The sequence below is a fragment of the Lysobacter sp. MMG2 genome, assembly GCF_016735495.2.
Taxonomy (GTDB): domain Bacteria; phylum Pseudomonadota; class Gammaproteobacteria; order Xanthomonadales; family Xanthomonadaceae; genus Lysobacter_J.
Genome location: NZ_JAERQY020000001.1, coordinates 801,347 through 821,717, shown reverse-complemented (window position 1 = coordinate 821,717; position 20,371 = coordinate 801,347). Strand labels below are relative to the sequence as shown.

Below are 20,371 nucleotides of genomic sequence, written 5' to 3'. Positions count from 1 at the left end.
TTGAGGCGCCGTTGCCGACTCTGGCCGACCGCTGCGCGGCGCCGCCGGAGCGGGTATCGTCCACCTGCGCCCGGGGGAGCCGGCGCAGGGGGAAAACATGAAGCAGTGGATCGCGGCCGCGGCGCTGGTGCCGCTGGCCTGGGTGGCGGACGTGGGGGCGACCGGGCCCGCTTTGGCGGACTTCCTGAAGCAACCGCAGTACGAATCGATGACCCTGTCGCCGCGCGGCGACTACGTGGCGGCCCGCGTGCCCTTCGACGACCGCACCGTGCTGGCCATCCTGCGCCTGGCGGACATGCAGGTCACCGCGAAGATCGACCCGGGCCGCGACGGTTTCGTCGAATCCGAAACGTGGGTGTCCGACACGCGTCTGTTCGCCTCGGTCTCGATCAAGCTGGGCACGCTGGAGCAGCCGTACATGCTGCCCAACCAGCACTCGGTGGACGTGGATGGCCGCAACGGCCGCTCATTCCCCGGCTACATGATCGACCCGCTGATCGACGACCCCGAGCATGTGCTGACCTCGTACTGCCGCAAGGTCACCATCAACGATTGCTGGACACGCGTGCGCAAGATGCGCAGCGACGGGCTGGGCTCGCGCGAAGACATCGTCGACGCGCCGATTCCCAATGCCGATTTCCTCGCCGACCGCAGCGGCACGGTGCGTTTTTCCTGGAACACCGACGACGACGATCGCCAGCAGGTCTACCTGCTGCGCGACGGCACCTGGACGAAGATCAACGACGAGCAGGACAGCGGTATCGAGTCCACGCCCATCGGCACCAGCTACGACCGTCGCTACGGCTTCCTGTGGAGCGAACGCAAGCAGGGGCCGGACGTGATCGAGCGGATCGACCTGGTCAGCGGCGAGCGCACGGTGGTCGCCAGCGATCCCGATTCGGACCCGCAGAGCCTGGTGTGGTCCTTCGACGGGCACGAGCCCATCGGCGCGGTGTACGGCGGCATCCGGCCGCAGGTGCGCTTCTTCGACACCGCGCACCCGCACGCGGCGCTGTCGCGCGAACTCATCGATTCGTTTCCCGGTGAACTTGCGCGCGTCACCAGCGCCAGTCGTGACGGCCGCCGCGCGCTGGTCACCGTGACCAGTGCGGTGGAGCCGGAGCGCTTCTATCTGCTCGACACCGCCAGCGGCGATCTCAAGCTGCTGGCGCGCAGCCGGCCGTGGCTTGCGGCTTCCGCGATGCGGCCATCGACGCCGGTGACGTTCACCGCGCGCGACGGCGTGGTGCTCCACGGATGGCTGAACAGGCCGGCAGGCGACGGCCCGCATCCGCTGGTGGTGATGCCGCACGGCGGGCCGTTCGGCGTCGCCGACGGCTGGGCGTTCGCCGACGACGTGCAGATGCTGGCCACGCGCGGCTATGCGGTGCTGCGCATCAACTTCCGCGGTTCGAAGGGCCGCGGCCGCGCGTTCATCGAGTCCGGCTACCGCCAGTGGGGCCGCGCGATGCAGGACGACCTTACCGACGCCACGCGCTGGGCAATCGAACACGGCGGCGCCGATGCGTCGCGGATCTGCATCTGGGGCGAAAGCTACGGCGGCTACGCCGCGCTGATGGGCGCCGTGCGCGAGCCGGAGCTGTACCGCTGTGTCGTCGGCATGGCTGGTCCCTACGATCTGCCCACGCTCTACCGCTGGGGCGACACGCAGCGTTCCGAATGGGGACGCGCGTACCTCGCGCGCTCACTGGGCGAGGACCAGGCGCAACTGCGGCAGGCATCGCCGACCGCGCACGCCGGCAACATCCGCGCTCGGGTGATGCTGGTGCAGGGCATGCGCGATCGCCGCGTCTCGCCCGAACACCTGCGCGCGATGCGACGCGCCCTGGACGAAGCCAAGATCCCGTATGACGGCTACTTTCCTTCCGACGAGACGCACGGGTTCTACGGCGTGGAATCGCGCAGGAAGTACTACGAATCGGTGCTGCGCTTCCTGGATCGCAGCCTGGCGCGCTGAGTCAGCGCTCCGCGATCCGTCGCGGATGCGTGTAGACGTTGAGCGAATCGCCGCGCGCGAACGCAGCGAGCGTGACGCCCGCATCGTCGGCGGTGCGGATCGCAAGATCTGTCGGTGCGGAGATCGCCACGACCAGGCCGATGCCCGCGGTCGCCGCCTTGTGCACGATCTCGTACGACGCGCGTGAGGTGATGACGAGAAAGCCCGCGTCGGCCGCGAGCGGCGGCGCATGGCGGACCATCGCGCCGATCAGCTTGTCCAGCGCGTTGTGGCGGCCGACATCCTCGCGCACCAGCAACCCGTCCGCATGCGCGAAGCCGGCCGCATGCACGCCGCCGCTGAGTGCGTTGAGCGGCTGCTGCCGTGCGAGTTCGACCAGTGCGGCGCGGATCGCGGCGATCTCCACCGTCGCGCCCGTCGCCACGCGCGGCACCGGGCGCAGCGCGGCCTGAAGGCTCTCCACGCCGCATAGCCCGCACCCACTGCGGCCTTCCAGGCCGCGACGACGTTCCTGCAACGCATCGAAGCGCGCTTGCGGAATCGCCGCGTGCAGTGCCACGCCCGTGTCGTGGCGCACCACGTCCACCAGCCTGAATTCCGCCGGCTCCGCCACGATGCCTTCGCTCAGCGCGAAGCCGAGCGCGAAGTCCTCCAGCGATTCGGGCGTGGCCATCATCACGGCGAAGGACTCGCCGTTGTAGAGCAGGGCGACGGGCGCCTCGACGATGACGTGGTCTAAGTGCGGCGCGCGGCCCGCGTGCGGCGCGCGATCGTCGGCATGCAACCGCAATGCCTGCACGGATTGCAGCGGCTCGTTCATGCCGCGTCCACCAGTTGCCGTCCCTTCGCGGTGAGCCACAGCACGGTGCGCTCACCGTCCTGGCGGCGTTCGACCAGATCCAGTCCGTCGAAGCGCGGATCGTCGCCCAGCGCCGCAAGCAGGCGTTGCAGCTCGCTCAGGCCCAGGTGCAGGCGCTTGGCGACGCGGTGGATCGACTGACCGTCTTCGGACTGCAACAGGCGCAGCAGCGCGAGCGCGTCGTCGTCGCTCATGCCGGCGTGCTCCGGCGCAGGCGCACGGGGATGGACTTGGACGCCGGCGTGCGCGCGCGTTCGGCATGGTGGTCCAGCGGCACCAGCGCGTTGGTCTCGGGGAAGTAGCTGGCCAGGCAGCCGGACGGGATGTCGTATTCGACCAGGCGGAAGTCGCGCACGGTGCGCTCGCCGTCGTGCCAAACCGATGTGATGTCGACATGCTCGCCGTCGCGCAGCCCGAGGCGCGCCAGGTCGGCCGTCGAGATGAAGCACACGCGGCGCAGCCCGTGCACACCGCGGTAGCGGTCGTCCAGTCCGTACACCGTGGTGTTGTACTGGTCGTGGGAACGCACCGTCATCAGTTGCAGCACGTCGTCCTGCGCGCGGTGCGAATCGAGCGCGTGCGCGAAGAAGCCCGCCTTGCCGCTGGCGGTGGGGAACATGCGCGATCGGCCGGGATGGTGCAGGTGGAAGCCACCGTCGGTGCGCACGCGTACGTTGAAGTCGGCGAAGCCCTCGATCACGCGCGCGATGCGGTCGCGGATGCGGTCGTAGTCGCGCACCAGTTCCAGCCACGGCGTGCGGCTGCCCGGCAGCGTGGCGGCGGCCAGGTGCGCGATGATCGCCGGTTCCGACATCAGGTGCTCCGACGCGGGCGGATTCATCCCCGACGACAGGTGCACCATGCTCATCGAATCCTCCACCGTCACTGCCTGTGGGCCGTCGGCCTGCAGGTCGATCTCGGTGCGTCCCAGGCACGGCAGGATCAGCGCGTCGCGTCCGTGCACCAGGTGCGAGCGGTTGAGCTTGGTGCTCACGTGCACGGTGAGTTCACAACGCCGCAGCGCTTCATGCGTCAGCGCCGTGTCAGGCGTGGCGGCGGCGAAGTTGCCGCCCATCGCGAAGAACACTTTCGCCCGGCCGTCGTGCATGGCCTGGATCGCGGCGACCGTGTCGAAGCCGTGCGCACGCGGCGGCGCGAAATCGAACTCCGCGCCAAGGCGATCGAGGAATATGGCCGAGGGCTGCTCGTAAATGCCCATCGTGCGGTCGCCCTGCACGTTGGAATGCCCACGCACCGGGCACGGTCCCGCGCCCGGCCGGCCGATGTTGCCGCGCAGGAGCAGCAGGTTGCCCAGCATCTGGATCGTCGCCACGCTGCGCGCATGCTGGGTGATGCCCATGCCCCAGCACACGATCGTGGCCGTGCTGTCCAGGTAGGTGCGCGCGGCCTGTTCGAGGTCGGCGCGCGACAGGCCCGATTCGCGTTCCAGCGCGTCCCATTGCGTCGCGCGGACCGTGGCGGCGAAGTCCTCGTAGCCGTGCGTGTGCGCATCGACGAACTCGCGATCCACCGCGCCGCTCTCGATCACGACCTTGCACAGCGCCGTCGCCACGGCGAGATCGCCGCCGATGCGCGGCTGGTAGTACTCCGACGCCAGCTGCGTGCTGCCGCCGCCGAGCATGTCGGCCGGCGACTGCGGGTTGGCGAAGCGCTCCAGCCCACGCTCGCGCAGCGGATTGAAGGCGACGATGCGGCAGCCGCGTTTGGCCGCGCTGCGCAGTTCGCCGAGCATGCGCGGGTGGTTGGTGCCGGGGTTCTGGCCGAAGATGAAGATCGCCTGGGCGAGCTCGAAATCCTCCAGCGTCACCGAGCCCTTGCCGCTGCCGAGCTGTTCGGTCAGCGCCACGCCCGAGGCTTCGTGGCACATGTTCGAGCAGTCGGGAAGGTTGTTGGTGCCGAACTCGCGAACGAACAACTGGTACAGGAAGGCGGCTTCGTTCGACGTGCGCCCCGAGGTGTAGAAGATCGCCTCGTCCGGCGAGCCGAGCGTGTTCAACGCGCGCGCGATGGAGGCGAACGCTTCGTTCCACGCGATCGGCCGGTAACGATCGCTGGCCGCGTCGTACAGCATCGGCTCGGTGAGACGGCCCTGTGCTTCCAGGAAGTGGTCGTCCTGCTGGTCGAGCCAGGCGACGGTGTGCTGTTCGAAGAACGCGCGCGTGACGCGTTTGGAGGTCGTCTCGTTGGCGACGGCCTTGACGCCGTTCTCGCAGAATTCGAAGGTCGAATGCGGATTGCGGTCGGGCCAGGCGCAGCCCGGGCAGTCGAAGCCGCGCGGCTGGTTGGCGCGCAGCAGCGTGGAGGCGCCCTTCATCACGACCTGTTGGTCGCGAAGTGCCTGCCAGGAACTGCGCAGCGCGTCCCAGCCGCCGGCGGGCTTGAGGTAGTGTTCGATGGGCTTCTTGTGGGACATCGCGATGCGGCGGGGCGGCCGTGCGGCCGGCATGCGCGCATGATAGGCCCGCGCGCGCCGCGCGGCGATGACGACGGGTGAAAGCGGCGCGGTGCGATGGCATAGTCGCCGGGCCGTGCCGCAAGGCGCCCCGCGCTGGACCCGATGACATGCGCCATCCGCCGATCCTCCTTTCCACGGTCATGACCGTCTGCCTGTCGTTCGGCGCGTGCGCGAGCGCGTCGGCCGCGCAGGCGTGTCCGCCCGACGGCTGGCCGGTGGAGCGGCTGGAGTCGCTGAAACAGGGCGGTTTCGTCATCGCCGATGCGAACGAGCGTGCCGCGCTCGCGCTGGCGCTCACCGATTGCCTCGCGGCGCCCGACCCGGGCCTGCGCGATGGCATCGCCTTCGAAGCGCTCTCCGGCTGGATGCGCAAGGGCGAGCTGCCGCCGGAGACTCTGCGCGCCATGCGCGAGCGCCTTTACGCGATGCTGGGCGCGCCCGATGCGGACGGCTACGCATGGCCGTTCGCGGCGCTGGTGCTGTCGGAGGTCGCGCGCACCGATCGCCTCGCGCCGTGGATGACGCCCGCCGAACGTTCGACGATGGTGCTGCGCGCGGTCGCGTACCTGGAATCGGTGCGCGATTACCGCGGCTTCGAACCGGACGAGGGCTGGCGCCACGGTGTCGCGCACGGTGCCGACTGGCTGATGCAGCTCTCGCTGAATCCCGCGCTGGACGGACCGCAGCTGCATCGCATCGTCGATGCGGTGGCGACGCAGGCGGTGCCCGCGACGGGCGTGGCGTATGTCTTCGGCGAGCCGCAGCGGCTGGCGGCGCCCGTGGTGTACGCGGCGCAGCGCGGCATTCGCGACGAGGCCGGCTGGACGGCGTGGTTCGCGGCCCTGGTCACGCGGTTGGGCGATCCGTCGTTGGCCTGGCGCGACCCGCAATGGTTGGCACGGCGACACGATCTGGTGGCCTTCCTGCAGGCGGTCTACGTCGAGGCCGACCAGTCCGCCGACAAACGCGTGCGCACGCTGCTGCCCGGCGTGGTGGCCGCCCTGAAAACGCTTCCCTGACGCGCGGCGGGCGGTTTTCAGAACGTTCCGATTCAAGCGCCCGCGCGTTCTGCCGAGGATGGCTCTTCATTCCGGAGCCAGGGTCGGCCCCACCATGTCTTTCTCCCCGAGGGGCAACGAGTTGTGTCCACGCTGCGGCGAGCGCGTGCGCAGCCTGCGTCTGTCCGACGAGATCGTTCGCCATCACCAGTGCCTCGAGTGCGGCTACCGCTACGAGAACCTGCATGATCCAAGTGAGGATCACGGGCAGTTGGAGTCTTTCGAATGTCTGAAGGCGTTCGATGAGGCCGATCGCGACGGCATCGAAACGCTGATCATGCTCCTGCTGGGCAGCGGCACGCTGGACAGCGCACTGGAACTCACCTCGCGCACGCTGGCCGGCATGGTGCGCGAACACGGCGCGCCGTTTTCGACGCTGCGCGGGTTCACCTTTCCTGCGTGCAAGTGGCGCATCGCACGCACGCTGCGATCCGCGTCGTACCTGGTGGTGATCGACCAGGGGCAGTGGCGCGTGTGCTTCACGATGCGGCGGCTGTATCCGACGTTGACCTGAGGCGCGTGGAATGCCGCACCCGAGCCCCGCTCGCGCGAGCGGAGAAGGTGCCGGCAGGCGGTGCCCTTTGCCGAAGCGTCAGCGCGAATGCGTCCCCGACGCCTGCCACGGTCCGTCGATCCAGTCGCGCATCGTGCGCAATTGCTCGATCGCTTGTGCGAGCGGCGCGGGGCGGTGGATGCCGAAGCCCTGCACCTGGTCGCAGCCGTGCGCGGCCAGCCATTCGAACTGCGCCTGCGTCTCCACGCCTTCGCCGACCACCTTCAGCCCCAGGCCGTGCCCCAGCGTCAGCAGCGCATCGCAGATCGAGGCGCTGCGTTCGTCGCGATCGACGTCGCGCACGAACGAGCGGTCCAGCTTGATCGCATCCAGCGGCAGCTGCTTGAGGTAGGACATGCTCGAAAACCCCGTGCCGAAGTCGTCCAGCGAAATGCACACGCCGGCGTCCTGCAGGCGGCGCAGGGTATCCAGCGCCTGCTCCGGACGCGTCATCAGCACGCTCTCGGTCAGCTCGATGTGGAGCGCGCCGCGCGGCAGTTCGTAGTCGGCCAGCGTGCGCTCGATGTCGTGCGCGATGTCGCCGTCGATGAACTGGATCAGCGACACGTTCACTGCCACGGGCAGATCGCCGAATCCGGCGCGGCCCAGCAGACGCTGCGCCGCGGCGGCTTCGCGCATGGCCCAGCGGCCCAGCGGGACGATCAGGCCGGTGTCTTCGCAGATGCCGATGAACTGCGATGGCGGCAGGTAGCCGCCATCACTCTGCGGCCAGCGGATCAGCGTTTCCAGACCGGCCGGCCGTGAGCGCCCGACATCCCACAGGATCTGGAAATGCAGCTCGAACTCGTCCGCGTCGATGGCGCGATGGATGCGGCCGGCCAGGCGCAGGCGGTCGCTGGCGTGGCGCGCCATGCCCGGTTCGAACACCACGACGGGACGGTGCTCGGTGCGGGCCACGTGCGCCGCGAGCCCGGCGTTGCCGATGGCCTGGGCGGCCTGGTGTTCGCCGGCGCGCAGGTCGGCCACGCCGATCCACGATTCCAGACGGTGCAGCGTGTCCTCACCGGGGATCGGTCGCGCCAGCTCGCGTTGCAGATTCTGCAAGGCCTGATCCCAGGCCTGCGCGGGACACACCACCAGCGCGAACTCGTCGCCGCGCACGTGGCCCGCGGCGCCGAAGCGCTCGCCCAGGCGCGCCACGCGCGTGGCCATCGCGCGCAGCGTGTCGTGCCCGGCTTCGCGGCCCAGGCTGTCCTCGATCAGCTCCAGCCCTCGCAGCTGGATGCTCGCCACGCGGCAGGGCCCCGGCGCCATCGCATCGATGCGCTGCGCCAGCGCGTCGGCGTTGGGCAGGCCGCTGGTCATGTCGTGGCTGGCGCGATACGCCAGCTCGCGCTGCTGCGCCATCCGATCGGTCACGTCCTCGGCGAGCACGAGCCGCGCGGGCCGGCCGCGCAGCTCGATGTCGGTGGCGTACACGCGCGCTTCGAGCAGGCGTCCGTCCTTGCGCCGGTGCACCCACATGCGCGCTTCGTCGTGGTGCGCGCCCGCGTGTCGGTCAAGATCCTCCATCACTTTATGGCGATGTTCTTCGGGGCGGATGTCGAAGATCGTCATGGCGAGGAACTCCTCGCGCGTGTAGCCGTACTGCGCGATGGCCGCCTCGTTCACCTCCAGGAACCGCAGCGTCTCCACGTCGAACACCCAGAACGGCAGCGGGTTGCGCTGGAACAGCAGGCGGAACTGGCGTTCGGTGTCCGCCAGCGCCTGCTGCGCTTCCATTCGCGCGGTGATGTCCATGACCGTGCCGCTCATCTGCTCGGTGCCGTGCGGGCCGATGACCGCGGCGCCGCGCGCAGAAATCCAACGCACGACACCGTCGTCGCCGAGGATGCGGTAGTCGAGCGAGTACGGCTCGCCGCTGCGCCAGGCCTGGGCGAAATCGGCGGACACGCGCTCGCGATCGTCCGGGTGCACGCTTGCGTAGAAGTCCTCGATCGTCGCGTCGTGGCGATCGCCACGCAGCCCGACCAGTTCCGCCACCTGGTCCGACCAGCGGATCGTGCCGCTGCGATCGGCGCTCCAGGTGCCGGTGCGGCCCAGTTCCTGCGCGCGGCGCAGGCCTTCGGCGGTTTCGGTCAGGCGTTTCAGCATGGCGGCGTTGTCGCGCGCGTTGCGCTTCACCACGCGCACCAGGTACGCCAGGCCGACCAGATACAGCGCGTACAGCACGGTGCCGGCGATGACCAGTCGCCACCACGGCGCCAGCACGCTGGTGCGCGGCAGGCCCACGTTGACGTGCAGCGGATAGCCGGGCACCGCACCGGACGCGGTGATGCGCGCTACGCCGTCGCCGTATCCGGTGCCGGACTCGACCGAGCGTGGCTCCACCTGCGCGGCCACGAAATCGTCGTCGCGATCGCCCACGTACTGCAGGCCGCGGTTGTCGGCGACGATGCGCGATTGCGCGTCGGCAAGCTGGATGAGGCGACGACGGTCGCCTTCGAGGTGGCGGATGAGCCCGTGCAGCTCCTCCGTGCGCAGCCGCGCGATGATCCAGCGGTCGCCGCGCATCGGCACCGCCAACGGCAACAGCCATCGGCCGCCATGCCGTTGCAGTGGGCCGACGGACATCGATCGCGCGTGCGCACGTGCGCGTTGCAGGTCCGGCCAGCGCGCGAACTCCGGCTCGCCGCGTCCGCCGCTCAGCGGGCGGCCGCGCGCATCGGTGAGCTCCAGGCTTTCCAGCTCCTGCTGGCGCTGCGCGACGCCGGCGAAGGATTCGGCGACGAGGGGCAGGGCGTGCTCCGGTGCGGTGTCCTCGATGCGCTGCGCATCGCCGGCGATGCCGAGCATGGCCCGTTCAAGGTTGCGAAGCTGCAACCAGACCAGTCGTCCCGCGCCGGAGGTGAGGGCGAGGTTCTGCTGCTCCGCGGCGACCAGGCGATTGCGCCGATCAGACGCGGCGACCACGACCAGCACGATGCCCAGCACCACCGCCAGCCCGAGTCCGAAGGCCAGTACGGCAGCGGCCGACTGGGTGCGGCCTGGCGCGGTGCTGGAGGCTTCGGCGGAAGGCATCGCGTGTGCGGTGGTCGGGGTACCGGAGGATGAGGTGGTATTCGGGACGCTGCGATGTGACAACGCCGTGAGCGCACGTTGACGTGCGCCGGCATGGCGCGTCTTCCACGGTATCGGCCGATGCGGCCGGTTCTTCAGCCCGGTACGCGGGCCAGCGCCGGTTCGCAGGAGGGCACGTGTTCGCGCAGCAGTTCCAGCAGTTGCGGAATGCGATAGGGCTTGGGCAGGAAACCCACGTTGGCCGGCAACGCCGGCAATTGCGCGCGGGCGAAGCCGGAGACCAGGATGATGCGGGCATCGGGCTGCAGCCGGGCCGCATGCGTGGTCAGATCGATGCCGGACATGCCGCCGGGCATGCTCACATCACTGACCACGACGTCGAATCGCCCCTGTTCCAGCGCGGCCACGGCCTGCGGGCCGTCGGCGGCGAGCGTGACGCGGTAGCCGGTCAGGCGCAGCGCTTCGCCGACGAGCATGCGCAGGTCGTCCTCGTCCTCCACCAGCAGGACGTCGTGCTCAGCCATCGTTGCACTCCGTGCGTGCGGGCAGGTGCATGCCGACCGTCGTGCCCTGGCCGGGCGCGCTGCGCAGCAGCACGAAGCCGCCCGATTGCGCAACGAATCCGTACACCTGGCTCAGTCCCAGTCCGCTGCCACGGCCGATGTCCTTGGTGGTGAAGAAGGGCTCGGCCGCGCGCTCCACGGTGTCCGCGCTCATGCCTTCGCCGTTGTCGATCACCTCGATGGCCAGGTAGTCGCGCGGCTCCGCATCGGGCATGTCCGGAGGCGCGCGACGGACCTTGCGCGTGCGCACCGTGATCGTGCCGCCGCCGGCGAGGGCGTCGCGGCTGTTGGCGACGAGGTTCAGCACCGCGGCCTCGAACTGCGTCGCGTCCACTTCCAGCTGCGGCATGTCCTCGCCCAGCTCGAAGGCGCACTGGATCGAGGGCCCGCACGCGCGCCGATACAGTTCGGCCGAAGACGCCAGCAGGTGGTTGACGTCGTGCACCTCCGGCGCCAGGTTCTGTCCGCGTGCGAACGCCAGCAACTGACGGGTGAGCAGGGCGCCGCGGTCGGCGGCGCGCTGGGCGGCTTCGACCCACTCGCCCGTGCGCGCGTCCTGCGCGTGCTGCAGGTTGATCAGGTCCAGGCTGTTGACGATCACCGTCAGCAGATTGTTGAAGTCGTGCGCCAGGCCCAGCGTCAGCTTGCCGATCGCCTCCAGCTTCTGCGATTGCACCAGCGCCTTCTGCGCGTCCTGCAGGCGCAGCTGCGCCTCGTAGCGCTCGGTGACATCGCGGGTCACCTTGGCGAAACCGATCAGCTCGCCGTCGTGCCAGATCGGATCGATCACCACGCTGGCACGGAAACGCGTGCCGTCCTTGCGCAGGCGCCAGCCCTCGGCCTCGAACTTGCCTTCGGTGCGCGCGCATTGCAGACCGCGCTGCGGTTCGCCCTTGACCACGTCTTCGGGCGTGTAGAAGCGGGAGAAATGCTGGCCGACGATCTCGCGGTCGGTGTAGCCCTTGATGCGCTCACCGCCGGGATTCCAGCTGCGGATGTAGCCGTCGGGGTCGAGCATGTAGATGGCGTAGTCGGTGACGCTGCCGATCAGCAGCGCCAGTTGCCGGGCTTCGTCGTCCAGTCCCCTCAACGAGGGTCCGCCCACGGCCACGCCGCTTTCATGCGGCGGCCGCGCGGGAATTGCGTCGACCAATGTCACATCCCCCTTTCGTCGGGCGAGACTAGTTTGCACGGCGTTAAATTTCCGTGCACCGGCGCACGACCACGATCAATGATGCGTCGAAGAGGGCGGGGCTTCGTGTCCTGCGTCCAGCGCGGTATCGCGCAGCGGCGGCGTCAGGTCGGCCCCCTGGCCGGGCTGATCGTCGCGGTCGTCGGGCTTGCGCAGCTCGCCCTTGCGCGTGTCGGCCTCGTCCAGGCCAGATGGGTCGCGATGGAGTTTGCTCATGGAAAGCGCGGTGGGGTGCTGGTGACGCAGCAGAGCACAATCGCCGCCCACGCCAGGTGAAACCCGGCGTCCACGCAGTCAAAAGGCCGATGTCGCAAACCGGTCCACATGATCTTCACCTGACGCACGCGCGGGCATCCGTTAGGATCGGCCGCTGTTCGCCGGTGACTTCGCCGGTTCAGGGGACCGATGGAAACGACCATGACTCGCTTCGGGTGGGGACGATGGAGGCTGCCGCTGCTCGCGGCCGGCATCGTGCTGATCATGGTCACGCCGTTCCTGCTGCTGCAGCGCCTGTCGGAGCAGAACCTGCAGGCGGCCGACGCGGTGGCCCACACGCACGAGGTGGAAACCGCCGTCGCCCAGCTGGCGCTGACGGTGCGCGAGATCGAATCCTCCGGCATGTTGATCGCGCTGGGCGTGGACCAGCCGCTGGCGCGCGAGCGCATGGCCTCCGGCAAGCGCGAGCTTGGCCCGCAGTTCGACCGGCTCACCCGCCTGACCGCCGACAACCCCGAGCAGCAGGTGCTGATCGGACGCCTGCGCGAGCTGGTGGAAAGCCGCGTGGACACGATCGAGGACTTCCTGCGCGGTGACCGCCGCGATGGCGCGCAGGCGCTGATGCCGCTGGTGTCGCGCTTCGCGATCCGCCCGGCATTGCAGGAAATGCTGCGCAACGAGCAGGCACTGTTGGCGCAGCGCAATTACGACGCCGAATCGCAGCGTCGCAACGCAATGTGGCTGAGCTGGGCGGCGATGGCGGTGCAACTGCTGCTGGTGGGCATCGTGATGCTGCTGCTGGGCCGGCAGATCGCCAGCCGCATTCGTGCCGAGCAACGCTCCAGCCGCGCCAGCGAGCGCGCGATGGCCGTGCTGCAGACGGTGCGCGAGCCGATCGTGCTGTTCGACGACGACCAGCGCATCGTCATGCACAACGCCGCGTTCGCCGAGATGTACGCGATCCCGGGCGACGGCCCGCACGCACTCGCCGACGCAGGCGGCGCATGGAACGATCCCGTCCTGCAGCAACGCCTGCGCGACGTGCTGCAACGCGGCCGCGAGCTGTGGGACTTCGAGCACGAGCAGCACCAGCCCGACGGTACCGCGCGCACCGTGCTGCTGAACGCGCGGCGCATGCCACTGCCGGACGTGGACGACCATGTCGTGCTGATGACGGTGTCCGACGTCTCCGCGCAGAAGGCCACGAACCAGAAGATTGCCGAACTCAACCGCCAGCTGGAAGGCAAGGTCGAGCAGGTGTCGGAAGTGAACCGCGAGCTGGAAGCCTTCAGCTATTCCGTCTCGCACGACCTGCGCGCGCCGTTGCGCCACGTGGCCGGCTTCTCCGACAAGCTCACCCGTCATCTGGGCGAGGGCACCGACGAGAAGACGCGGCATTATCTGGACGTGATCGGCGGCTCGGCGCGGCGCATGTCGCAGCTGATCGACGACCTGCTGGTCTATTCGCGCCTGGGCCGTAGCGCACTGCGCCTGCAGGCGGTGGACATGCAGTCGCTGGTGGCCGAGACGCGCGCGATGCTCGACGCCGGTGCCGAAGCGCGCGCCACGCGCGTGGAGTGGCACATCGCGCCGCTGCCGATCCTGGTCGCCGACGAAAACATGATGCGCCAGCTCTGGGGCAACCTGCTGGGCAACGCGATCAAGTACTCCTCGCGCCGCGACGTGGCCGTGATCGACGTGGACCATCGCGTGCTCGATGATGGCAGCCACGAATTCACCGTGCGCGACAACGGCGCCGGCTTCGACATGGCCTACGCCGGCAAGCTGTTCGGCGTGTTCCAGCGCATGCACAAGCCCACCGAGTTCCCCGGCACCGGCATCGGCCTGGCGAGCGTGCGCCGCGTCCTGGCGCGCCACGGCGGCCGCATCCGCGCCGAATCCGCGCCCGGTGAGGGCGCGAGTTTCCACTTCACCCTGCCCGCGGCGCTGGATGCGCCCATCCAAGAGCGATCCATCGCATGAGCGAATACCGCACCATCCTGCTGGCCGAAGACAGCCACGCCGACGCCGAAATGGCGATCGACGCGCTGCGCGAGGCCAACCTCCTCAACCCCATCGTGCACGTGGAGGACGGCGTGGAGGCGCTGGACTACCTGCTGCGCCGGGGCAAGTTCGCAGGTCGCGGCGAGGGCCTTCCCGCCGTGCTGCTGCTGGACATCAAGATGCCGCGCCTGGACGGACTGGAAGTGCTGCAGACGATCCGCCAGCACGACGAACTGCGTTGCCTGCCGGTGGTGATCCTGTCGTCTTCGCGCGAGGAAAGCGATCTGGCGCGCAGCTGGGACATGGGCGTGAATGCCTATGTCGTCAAACCCGTGGACGTGGACCAGTTCTTCCAGGCGGTGAAGACGCTGGGGACGTTCTGGGCCGTGATCAACCAGGCGCCGGAAAAGGCCTGACATGAACCAGGCCGCGCCTTCGCTGGGAGTCCTTCGCGTCCTCATGGTGGAGGACTCGTGGGAAGACGCCGAGCTGCTGAGCGAGCAGCTGCTGGAGTCGGGCCTTGCGGCGCAGTTCGATCGCGTCGACAGCGAGCGCGACCTGCGCGATGCGCTCGCGCGCGACCGCTACGACGTCGTGCTGTCGGACCTGTCGCTGCCGGGGTTCTCCGGCATGGAGGCGCTTCGCATCCTGCGCGAAGTCGACGGCGAGCTGCCTTTCATCTTCGTCTCCGGCACCATCGGCGAGGAGACCGCGATCGACGCGCTGCATCGTGGCGCCAACGACTACGTGCTCAAGCAGAACCCCGCGCGCCTGCCCAACGCGGTCGCGCGCGCCGTGCGCGAGGCGCGGACCGCGCGCGAACGCGAGCTGGCCGAAAAGGAACTGATGCGCTCACAGCGCCTGGACTGCCTGGCGATGCTGGCCGCCGGCCTCAGTCACGACCTGCGCAACGTGCTGCAGCCGCTGCTGATCGTGCCGGACCTGCTCAACGCCTACAGCGAAGATCCGAACATCCGTCGCCTGTCGTCGCTGATCGCCGAGAGCGGTCGGCGCGGGCACGAGATGGCCGAATCCATGCTCGCCTTCGTGCGCGGCTCGCACCGCGCGAGCGAGGACGTGGCCGTCGCGCAACTGTTCCAGGCCGTCGCGCTGCTGTTGCAGGGCACGCTGCCGAGGAACATCGCGCTGGTGGTGGACCCGCTGGAGGAAGACCTCGTCGTCCACTGCAACTACATCGAGTTCCAGCAGTGCCTGGTCAACCTGGCGCTCAACGGCGTGCAGGCGATGAAAGAAGCGGGCGGCGAGCTGCGTCTGTCCGCCTCGCGCGGCCCGCACGAAAATGGTGAGCGGCTGTGCATCCGCATCTCCGATGCCGGTTGCGGCATGGATGCGCACACCCGCTCGCAGTTGTTCACCCCGTTCTTCACCACCAAGCCCGAAGGCACGGGGCTGGGGCTGCTGTCGTGCAAGCGCTTCGTCGATTCGCTGCAGGGACGCATCGAGGTCGAGAGCCAGCCGGGGCAGGGCACCGCGTTCGAACTGCACCTGCCGCTGCGTATCGTGATCGAAGGTGCGCAGGTGCCCGGGGAAACTTTCGCGGTCGGCAACGGGCAGCGGATCCTGCTGGTGGACGGCGATGGCACGCGCTTGTCGCTGCTGGCCAACGCGCTGGACAGCCAGGGGTATGAGCCGCTGATCGCGGTGGACGGTGCGGCCGCGTTGCGGTTGATCGAACGCGAGGGTCTGCCGGCGCTGGCGATCATCGACAGCCAGATCCTGATGCTGTCGGCGGTGAGCCTGTTGCTTGCATTGCGCGATGCGGGCTTCGACGGTCCGGTGATCACGCTCGGCGATCCGGCCGATCCGCTGCGCCACGATGCGCTGCCGGACGATGAAGTGGCAGCGATACTGCTCAAGCCGTTGCAGATGGGGGCGGTGTTCCGGGCGGTGGAGAAGGCGTTGGCGCGTTGATGCCTTGCCGATAGCCGCAGTTGCGTGGCGCGGCATGAAGAGCCCGCCGCGTCCGCTTACCGGAAAGCGGATCCGATCGCATTGATCATTCCATTGAATTCATCGCCCCAATGATGGCCGGGCGATGCGCCTGCACGCGTCCCTAATCACTGCGCAGGAATCCGAAGCGGGGAGCGAGGAATCGCCAGTCAGGCCTTGATCGCGGCGATCTGCGCGCGTTCGTGCTCTCCAAGCACTGATCGTTGCCTTCGGCGAAGGCCGGCGCATGCCGGTCTTCGCCTGATGCGCGGTGCTTCACCCACGCACGCGCGCCACCACGCCCCCTGCATCCGGCCCCTCCACGAACACCGCCACGCGATCGCCCAAACGCTTGAGCACCAGATGCGCGCGGCGTTCGCCGAGGGCGAGGTTGCGGATCGACAGTTCCTCCACGCCGGCCGGAAGGCGAGGGTGGTCCAGCACGATTTCCGCAGCGGGTCCGTCGATGTCGATTCCCAGGCACGCCTGCAACGACATGAATGCCGAGCCGGCCGCCCACGCCTGCGGCAGGCACGCCACCGGATACGCCACCGGTGCGCCGCCGGGCACGCGCGGAAAACCGCAGAACAGTTCCGGAAGCCGCATGTCGAACGCCACCGCCGCTTCGAACGCGCTGCGCAGCAGGCGAACCGAAGCCTCGCGCTGTCCGTAACGCGCCAGACCCGCCGCACACAGCGCGCTGTCGTGCGGCCACACCGAGCCGTTGTGATACGACATCGGGTTGTAGCGCGCTTCGCCGACCGCCAGCGTGCGCACGCCCCAGCCGCTGAAGAAATCCTGCGACATCAGCTGCCTCGCCACCGCCTGCGCGCGCGGATGCGTGGGCAGTCCCATGTAGAGCAGGTGCCCGGGATTGCTCGCACGCACCGCGCACAAGGCGTTCTCGCCGTCCACGGCGATGCCGTAGAAGCCCGAGTCCATCCAGAAATGACGCTCCACCGCATCGGCCATGCGCTCGGCGCGCACGAGCCATTGCCGCGATGGCCCGTCTTCGCCCACGGCCAGCGCCAGGCGCGACATCCCGCGAAATGCCTCGAATACGTACCCCTGCACCTCCACCAGCGCGATCGGCCCCTGCGGCGAACGGCCGTCGGCATGGAAGACCGAATCGAAGCTGTCCTTCCAGCCCTGGTTCGCCAGACCCGTCGCCTCACCGCGCGCGTAGTCGAGGAAGCCGAGCGGGTTGGCATCGCATACACGCTCGATCCAGGCCACGGCGGCCTTCAGTTCCGTCCAGATGCGGCGGATGAATTCGATGTCGCCGGTGCGTCGCGCATAGGCCGAGGCGAGCACCAGGAACAGCGGCGTGGTGTCCACGCCGCCGTAGTAGAGACCGAAGGGAAGCTCGCGCAGGCGCGCCATCTCGCCCTTGCGCGTCTCGTGCATGATCTTGCCGGGCGAGGCGTCCATGAAGGACGACTCTTCCTTGGCCTGGTGCTGCGCAAGGAACGCCAGCACGCCGCGTGCAAGCTGCGGATCCAGCCACAGCGTCTGCAGCGCGGTGATCACCGCGTCGCGCCCGAATGGCGTGGAGAACCACGGAATGCCCGCGTAGGGATACGGTCCGGTGTCCAGTTCGCTGGTCAGCAGCGCGAGGTCGGCGCGCGAGCGTTCCATCCACGAGTTGAACAGCGGCGCCTCGCTGCGCACGCGCGACAGCCGCCGCTGCCGCCGCCGCATGCGCGTGCGGGCGACGCTCGCCGCGGCGCGGTAACGGGCGCGCGTGGCCTTGGCGGGATGATCGTCGGCGCTCACTTCCAGGTAGAACTCGTGGCGTTCGCGCGAGGCGAGGGTGACATCCAGCGCGAGGCGTCCGTCGTCCATCCGGCGCGGCGCCTCCGAGAAGACGATGGACGAACGGCACGGTGCGCCGTCCAGGCCGACGTATCCGAAAGTCAGGCCGTCCTCGCGCGGATGCGGCGGCAGGGATTGCCCGCGCGCGGCGCGATGGCTGCCGCGCACTTCGAACATGTCGCGGAAGTCCGCATCGCAATCGAACACCAGGCTCAGTCGCACGTCCTCGCGTCCGTAGTTGGTCAGCGCCACGCGTTCGAACAACCGGTCCGCGCACAGAAAGCGCGTGCGCTTGATGTGCACCAGACCGTGCGGCGTCTCGTCGCCGCCCAGTGGCGGCAGCGTGCGGTTGGTCAGGTGCGCGACGAAGAACACGTTGTCGCGCGAGACCATCGAGCTCAACAGCGCAGGCGCTGAATCGCCCAGCGTCATGCGGAAGCGCGAAAGAATGCGCGTGTCGTTGTGGAACTGCCCGTCGCTCTCGCCGATCACGTCGCCGTTGGGATTGGCGATGAGAAACGTGTCGCCGTCCTTGAGGACGTAGCTGGAGAACAAGGTCGCGGCGGCGGCGGGATCCATGTGGGGGGCGGGCCGCTCAGGCGGTGAGGCGGATGCGCGTGCCTCCCTGCTCCAGCACGCGCCAGTACAGTTCGACGTAGCGGCGCGCCATGGCCGTTGCCGAGAAGCGCTGTTCGAAACGCGCCCGGATACGGCTGCGATCGAAGCGGGCCGCGCTGTGCACCGCGCGCGCGGCCTCGTCCAGGTCGCCGATGATGAGGCCGGTGAGCCCGGGATCGAGCACCTCTGGCACCGATCCGCAGTTCCATGCAACCACCGGCGTGCCGCAGGCCATCGCTTCGATCATCACCAGGCCGAACGGCTCCGGCCAGTCGATCGGGAACAGCAGCGCGACCGCGCCGCCGAGGAAGTCGCTCTTCTGCGCGTCGCTGATCTCGCCGATGTACTCCACCTGCGGGTCGTCGAGCAGCGGTTCGATTTCGTCATGGAAGTACGCGCGATCCACCGCGTCCACCTTGGCCGCGACCTTGAGCGGCAGCCCGGCGCGACGTGCGATCTCGATGGCGCGATCAAGCCGTTTCTCCGGCGAGATGCGCCCGAGAAAGGCGAGGTAACCGCCGCGCGGCGTCGGGCTGAACTCGTACAGCTCGGTCGGCACGCCGTGGTGCACGGTGCCGGCCCAGTTCGCGGTGGGCAGCGGGCGGCGCTGGTGGTCGGAGATCGAGGCGAGCGGGAACTGCGGCCAGCACGCATACGCCTGCGGAAGATCCTTCAGATCCAGTCGGCCATGCAGCGTGGTCAGCGTGCGCCACGGTGCGTCCTGGAAGAACGGGAAGTGCAGCAGGTCGATGTGGAAATGGACGATGTCGAACTCGTCCGCGCGCTGTCGCACTTCGTCGAGCATCGCCAGGTGCGCGGCCAGATCGCTCTTGAGCGGCGCTGGATCCAGGCGGATCGCCTGGTCGCGCATCGGCGCGAGCGTGGCGTCGGTCTGCGCGTCCGCGGTGGCGAACAGCGTCACGTCATGGCCGGCCTGCACCAGCGCATCGCACAGGTGCGCGACGACGCGCTCCGTGCCCCCGTACAGCTTCGGCGGGACCGCTTCGTACAGCGGCGAAACCTGGGCGATCTTCATACGCGCATTTCTTCGGGACGCCACGGTACGGCCGAGGCGGGTGCATGAATGCGCGCTCCGTTCAGCCGTGCCGGTAATGGCAAGGCATTGACCTTAGGGCAAGTTTCTTCAAGAACGTGTGATGCGTGGGGCGCGCATCGCGACCAGTCTTTGCGAACCCGTCCTTGCCCTCACCCCAACCCCTCTCCCGCGCGCGGGAGAGGGGCTTACGTCGAGCTCTCGGCTTCCTGCGCGCTCAACGACGACAGGTGCTGCAACAGCTCCGCCAGCGTCACCACGTCGCGATCGTTGTGCGACAGCACGCGGCGCAGGTTGTGGGCGGAGCCGCCGCGCAGGTAGGAGCGCCAGGCTTCGGGCGCTTCCGAGCCGGGCAGGTCGTCCTCGCGCACGACGTTCAGGGCGCGGCGTTCGATGGTCGCCAGCCGGCAGTTCTCCCAGCGGCCGCGGTAGCGGCGGCGCGTGGGATACAGCAGGTCGACATGCCCGAGCGACGCCAGCGGCGCGCCCATGCGGTGCAGGCGGAAACGCGTCGCGAGCAGCGGCGCGTCGTAGCACTTGCCGTTGTAGCTCACGAGCACCGTGTCGGGCCGCAGCCATTGGCGGAATGCATCGAGCATCGCCGCCTCGCCGGCCATCGTCGTGATCAGCAACTGGCGCACGCGCAGCGCGCCGGCGTGCCAGTCGGCGGCGCCGATCATGAACGCGCGCGTGCCGCTGCCGCCGGCCAGCCCGGTGGTTTCGGTATCGAAGAACATGAGGCTGGAGGCGTCCAGCGGATCGCGACGATCGAAACGGCCGTCGATCCGGTCCGCGCCGGGGGCGAAGGGCAGGTGCGTTTCGAGCTGGCGCAGGCCCGGCGCAATCTCGATGCCGGGAACGTGGCGGTCGTGCGAGGCGATCGACGGCGTCGGCTCCAGCGAGGGCGCTCGGCGACGCAGGTGGCGGCGCAGATCGTCCACACTCGGCGCAGCGACGCGCGTGGGAACGTCCTGCGACGGCGTCGCCGCACCG

At 69.0% G+C, this 20,371-nt stretch carries 15 protein-coding genes and 1 pseudogene; 6 read left to right on the top strand and 10 right to left on the bottom strand.

The window, feature by feature from the left end; translation table 11 throughout:
* Positions 1–97 precede the first annotated feature (97 nt).
* Entirely contained in the window at positions 98–1,978 is a 1,881-nt protein-coding gene (locus JI752_RS03560) for a prolyl oligopeptidase family serine peptidase (RefSeq protein WP_216959278.1), read from the top strand.
* Between the two features lies 1 nt (position 1,979).
* Here the strand turns inward: JI752_RS03560 and fdhD are convergent, their stop codons facing one another.
* The 3 genes from fdhD to JI752_RS03545 are packed head-to-tail and all read right to left on the bottom strand — an operon-like array spanning position 1,980 to position 5,271.
* Complete coding sequence (fdhD, locus tag JI752_RS03555) at positions 1,980–2,798, bottom strand: formate dehydrogenase accessory sulfurtransferase FdhD (RefSeq protein ID WP_216959275.1); 819 nt, start codon at positions 2,796–2,798, stop codon at positions 1,980–1,982.
* Positions 2,795–3,031: a hypothetical protein gene (locus JI752_RS03550; RefSeq protein WP_216959271.1), complete on the bottom strand. Its 237-nt coding sequence runs from the start codon at positions 3,029–3,031 to the stop codon at positions 2,795–2,797. The genes fdhD and JI752_RS03550 overlap by 4 nt, the downstream gene beginning before the upstream one ends.
* A complete protein-coding gene (locus tag JI752_RS03545) occupies positions 3,028–5,271 on the bottom strand; it encodes an FdhF/YdeP family oxidoreductase (RefSeq protein ID WP_216959268.1) in 2,244 nt (747 codons plus the stop codon). Before JI752_RS03545 ends, JI752_RS03550 begins: the two co-directional genes overlap by 4 nt.
* Before the next feature lie 149 nt (positions 5,272–5,420).
* On the opposite strand from JI752_RS03545, the gene JI752_RS03540 reads away from it, so the two are divergent.
* On the top strand, positions 5,421–6,332 hold the full coding sequence (locus JI752_RS03540; RefSeq protein ID WP_216959267.1) for a DUF2785 domain-containing protein: 912 nt from the start codon (positions 5,421–5,423) through the stop codon (positions 6,330–6,332).
* A gap of 94 nt (positions 6,333–6,426) precedes the next feature.
* The gene (locus JI752_RS03535; RefSeq protein ID WP_216959264.1) at positions 6,427–6,885 is read left to right on the top strand and encodes a YheV family putative metal-binding protein; all 459 of its coding nucleotides are present in this window, start codon (positions 6,427–6,429) and stop codon (positions 6,883–6,885) included.
* A gap of 78 nt (positions 6,886–6,963) precedes the next feature.
* Here the strand turns inward: JI752_RS03535 and JI752_RS03530 are convergent, their stop codons facing one another.
* From JI752_RS03530 to JI752_RS03515, 4 genes are all read right to left on the bottom strand, one after another.
* On the bottom strand, positions 6,964–9,966 hold the full coding sequence (locus JI752_RS03530) for a phosphodiesterase (RefSeq protein ID WP_216959261.1): 3,003 nt from the start codon (positions 9,964–9,966) through the stop codon (positions 6,964–6,966).
* A 134-nt stretch (positions 9,967–10,100) separates the two neighbouring features.
* Positions 10,101–10,490, bottom strand: a complete 390-nt coding sequence (locus JI752_RS03525) for a response regulator (protein WP_216959258.1) — start codon at positions 10,488–10,490, stop codon at positions 10,101–10,103.
* On the bottom strand, positions 10,483–11,640 hold the full coding sequence (locus JI752_RS03520) for an ATP-binding protein (RefSeq protein ID WP_345777315.1): 1,158 nt from the start codon (positions 11,638–11,640) through the stop codon (positions 10,483–10,485). The genes JI752_RS03525 and JI752_RS03520 overlap by 8 nt, the downstream gene beginning before the upstream one ends.
* Positions 11,641–11,757: 117 nt before the next feature.
* Positions 11,758–11,937, bottom strand: a complete 180-nt coding sequence (locus JI752_RS03515; protein ID WP_216959254.1) for a hypothetical protein — start codon at positions 11,935–11,937, stop codon at positions 11,758–11,760.
* 189 nt (positions 11,938–12,126) lie between these two features.
* Between JI752_RS03515 and JI752_RS03510 the strand changes: the two genes are divergently transcribed.
* From JI752_RS03510 to JI752_RS03500, 3 genes are read left to right on the top strand one after another with little or no spacing between them, the layout of a single operon-like run.
* Positions 12,127–13,920: an ATP-binding protein gene (locus tag JI752_RS03510; protein ID WP_216959251.1), complete on the top strand. Its 1,794-nt coding sequence runs from the start codon at positions 12,127–12,129 to the stop codon at positions 13,918–13,920.
* Positions 13,917–14,357 (top strand): response regulator, encoded by a 441-nt coding sequence (locus JI752_RS03505; RefSeq protein ID WP_216959249.1) that lies wholly within the window; start codon positions 13,917–13,919, stop codon positions 14,355–14,357. Before JI752_RS03510 ends, JI752_RS03505 begins: the two co-directional genes overlap by 4 nt.
* A gap of 1 nt (position 14,358) precedes the next feature.
* Positions 14,359–15,873: a response regulator gene (locus tag JI752_RS03500; RefSeq protein WP_254200174.1), complete on the top strand. Its 1,515-nt coding sequence runs from the start codon at positions 14,359–14,361 to the stop codon at positions 15,871–15,873.
* A 294-nt stretch (positions 15,874–16,167) separates the two neighbouring features.
* On the opposite strand, the gene JI752_RS03495 is transcribed toward JI752_RS03500, so the two are convergent.
* From JI752_RS03495 to JI752_RS03485, 3 genes and pseudogenes are all read right to left on the bottom strand, one after another.
* On the bottom strand, positions 16,168–18,285 hold the full coding sequence (locus JI752_RS03495) for an amylo-alpha-1,6-glucosidase (protein ID WP_216959246.1): 2,118 nt from the start codon (positions 18,283–18,285) through the stop codon (positions 16,168–16,170).
* 16 nt (positions 18,286–18,301) lie between these two features.
* A complete protein-coding gene (locus JI752_RS03490; RefSeq protein ID WP_216959243.1) occupies positions 18,302–19,360 on the bottom strand; it encodes a glycosyltransferase family 4 protein in 1,059 nt (352 codons plus the stop codon).
* 206 nt (positions 19,361–19,566) lie between these two features.
* Positions 19,567–20,253 (bottom strand): annotated as a pseudogene (locus JI752_RS03485) (ribonuclease H-like domain-containing protein); the annotation flags it as partial.
* Positions 20,254–20,371: the final 118 nt, after the last annotated feature.

Coding starts and splice junctions, on each gene's coding strand:
- JI752_RS03510 (WP_216959251.1), top strand. CDS start 12,127: ATGGAAACGACCATGACTCGCTTCGGGTGGGGACGATGGAGGCTGCCG.
- JI752_RS03560 (WP_216959278.1), top strand. CDS start 98: ATGAAGCAGTGGATCGCGGCCGCGGCGCTGGTGCCGCTGGCCTGGGTG.
- JI752_RS03535 (WP_216959264.1), top strand. CDS start 6,427: ATGTCTTTCTCCCCGAGGGGCAACGAGTTGTGTCCACGCTGCGGCGAG.
- JI752_RS03515 (WP_216959254.1), bottom strand. CDS start 11,937: ATGAGCAAACTCCATCGCGACCCATCTGGCCTGGACGAGGCCGACACG.
- JI752_RS03500 (WP_254200174.1), top strand. CDS start 14,359: ATGAACCAGGCCGCGCCTTCGCTGGGAGTCCTTCGCGTCCTCATGGTG.
- JI752_RS03540 (WP_216959267.1), top strand. CDS start 5,421: ATGCGCCATCCGCCGATCCTCCTTTCCACGGTCATGACCGTCTGCCTG.
- JI752_RS03490 (WP_216959243.1), bottom strand. CDS start 19,360: ATGAAGATCGCCCAGGTTTCGCCGCTGTACGAAGCGGTCCCGCCGAAG.
- fdhD (WP_216959275.1), bottom strand. CDS start 2,798: ATGAACGAGCCGCTGCAATCCGTGCAGGCATTGCGGTTGCATGCCGAC.
- JI752_RS03505 (WP_216959249.1), top strand. CDS start 13,917: ATGAGCGAATACCGCACCATCCTGCTGGCCGAAGACAGCCACGCCGAC.
- JI752_RS03495 (WP_216959246.1), bottom strand. CDS start 18,285: ATGGATCCCGCCGCCGCCGCGACCTTGTTCTCCAGCTACGTCCTCAAG.
- JI752_RS03530 (WP_216959261.1), bottom strand. CDS start 9,966: ATGCCTTCCGCCGAAGCCTCCAGCACCGCGCCAGGCCGCACCCAGTCG.
- JI752_RS03550 (WP_216959271.1), bottom strand. CDS start 3,031: ATGAGCGACGACGACGCGCTCGCGCTGCTGCGCCTGTTGCAGTCCGAA.
- JI752_RS03545 (WP_216959268.1), bottom strand. CDS start 5,271: ATGTCCCACAAGAAGCCCATCGAACACTACCTCAAGCCCGCCGGCGGC.
- JI752_RS03525 (WP_216959258.1), bottom strand. CDS start 10,490: ATGGCTGAGCACGACGTCCTGCTGGTGGAGGACGAGGACGACCTGCGC.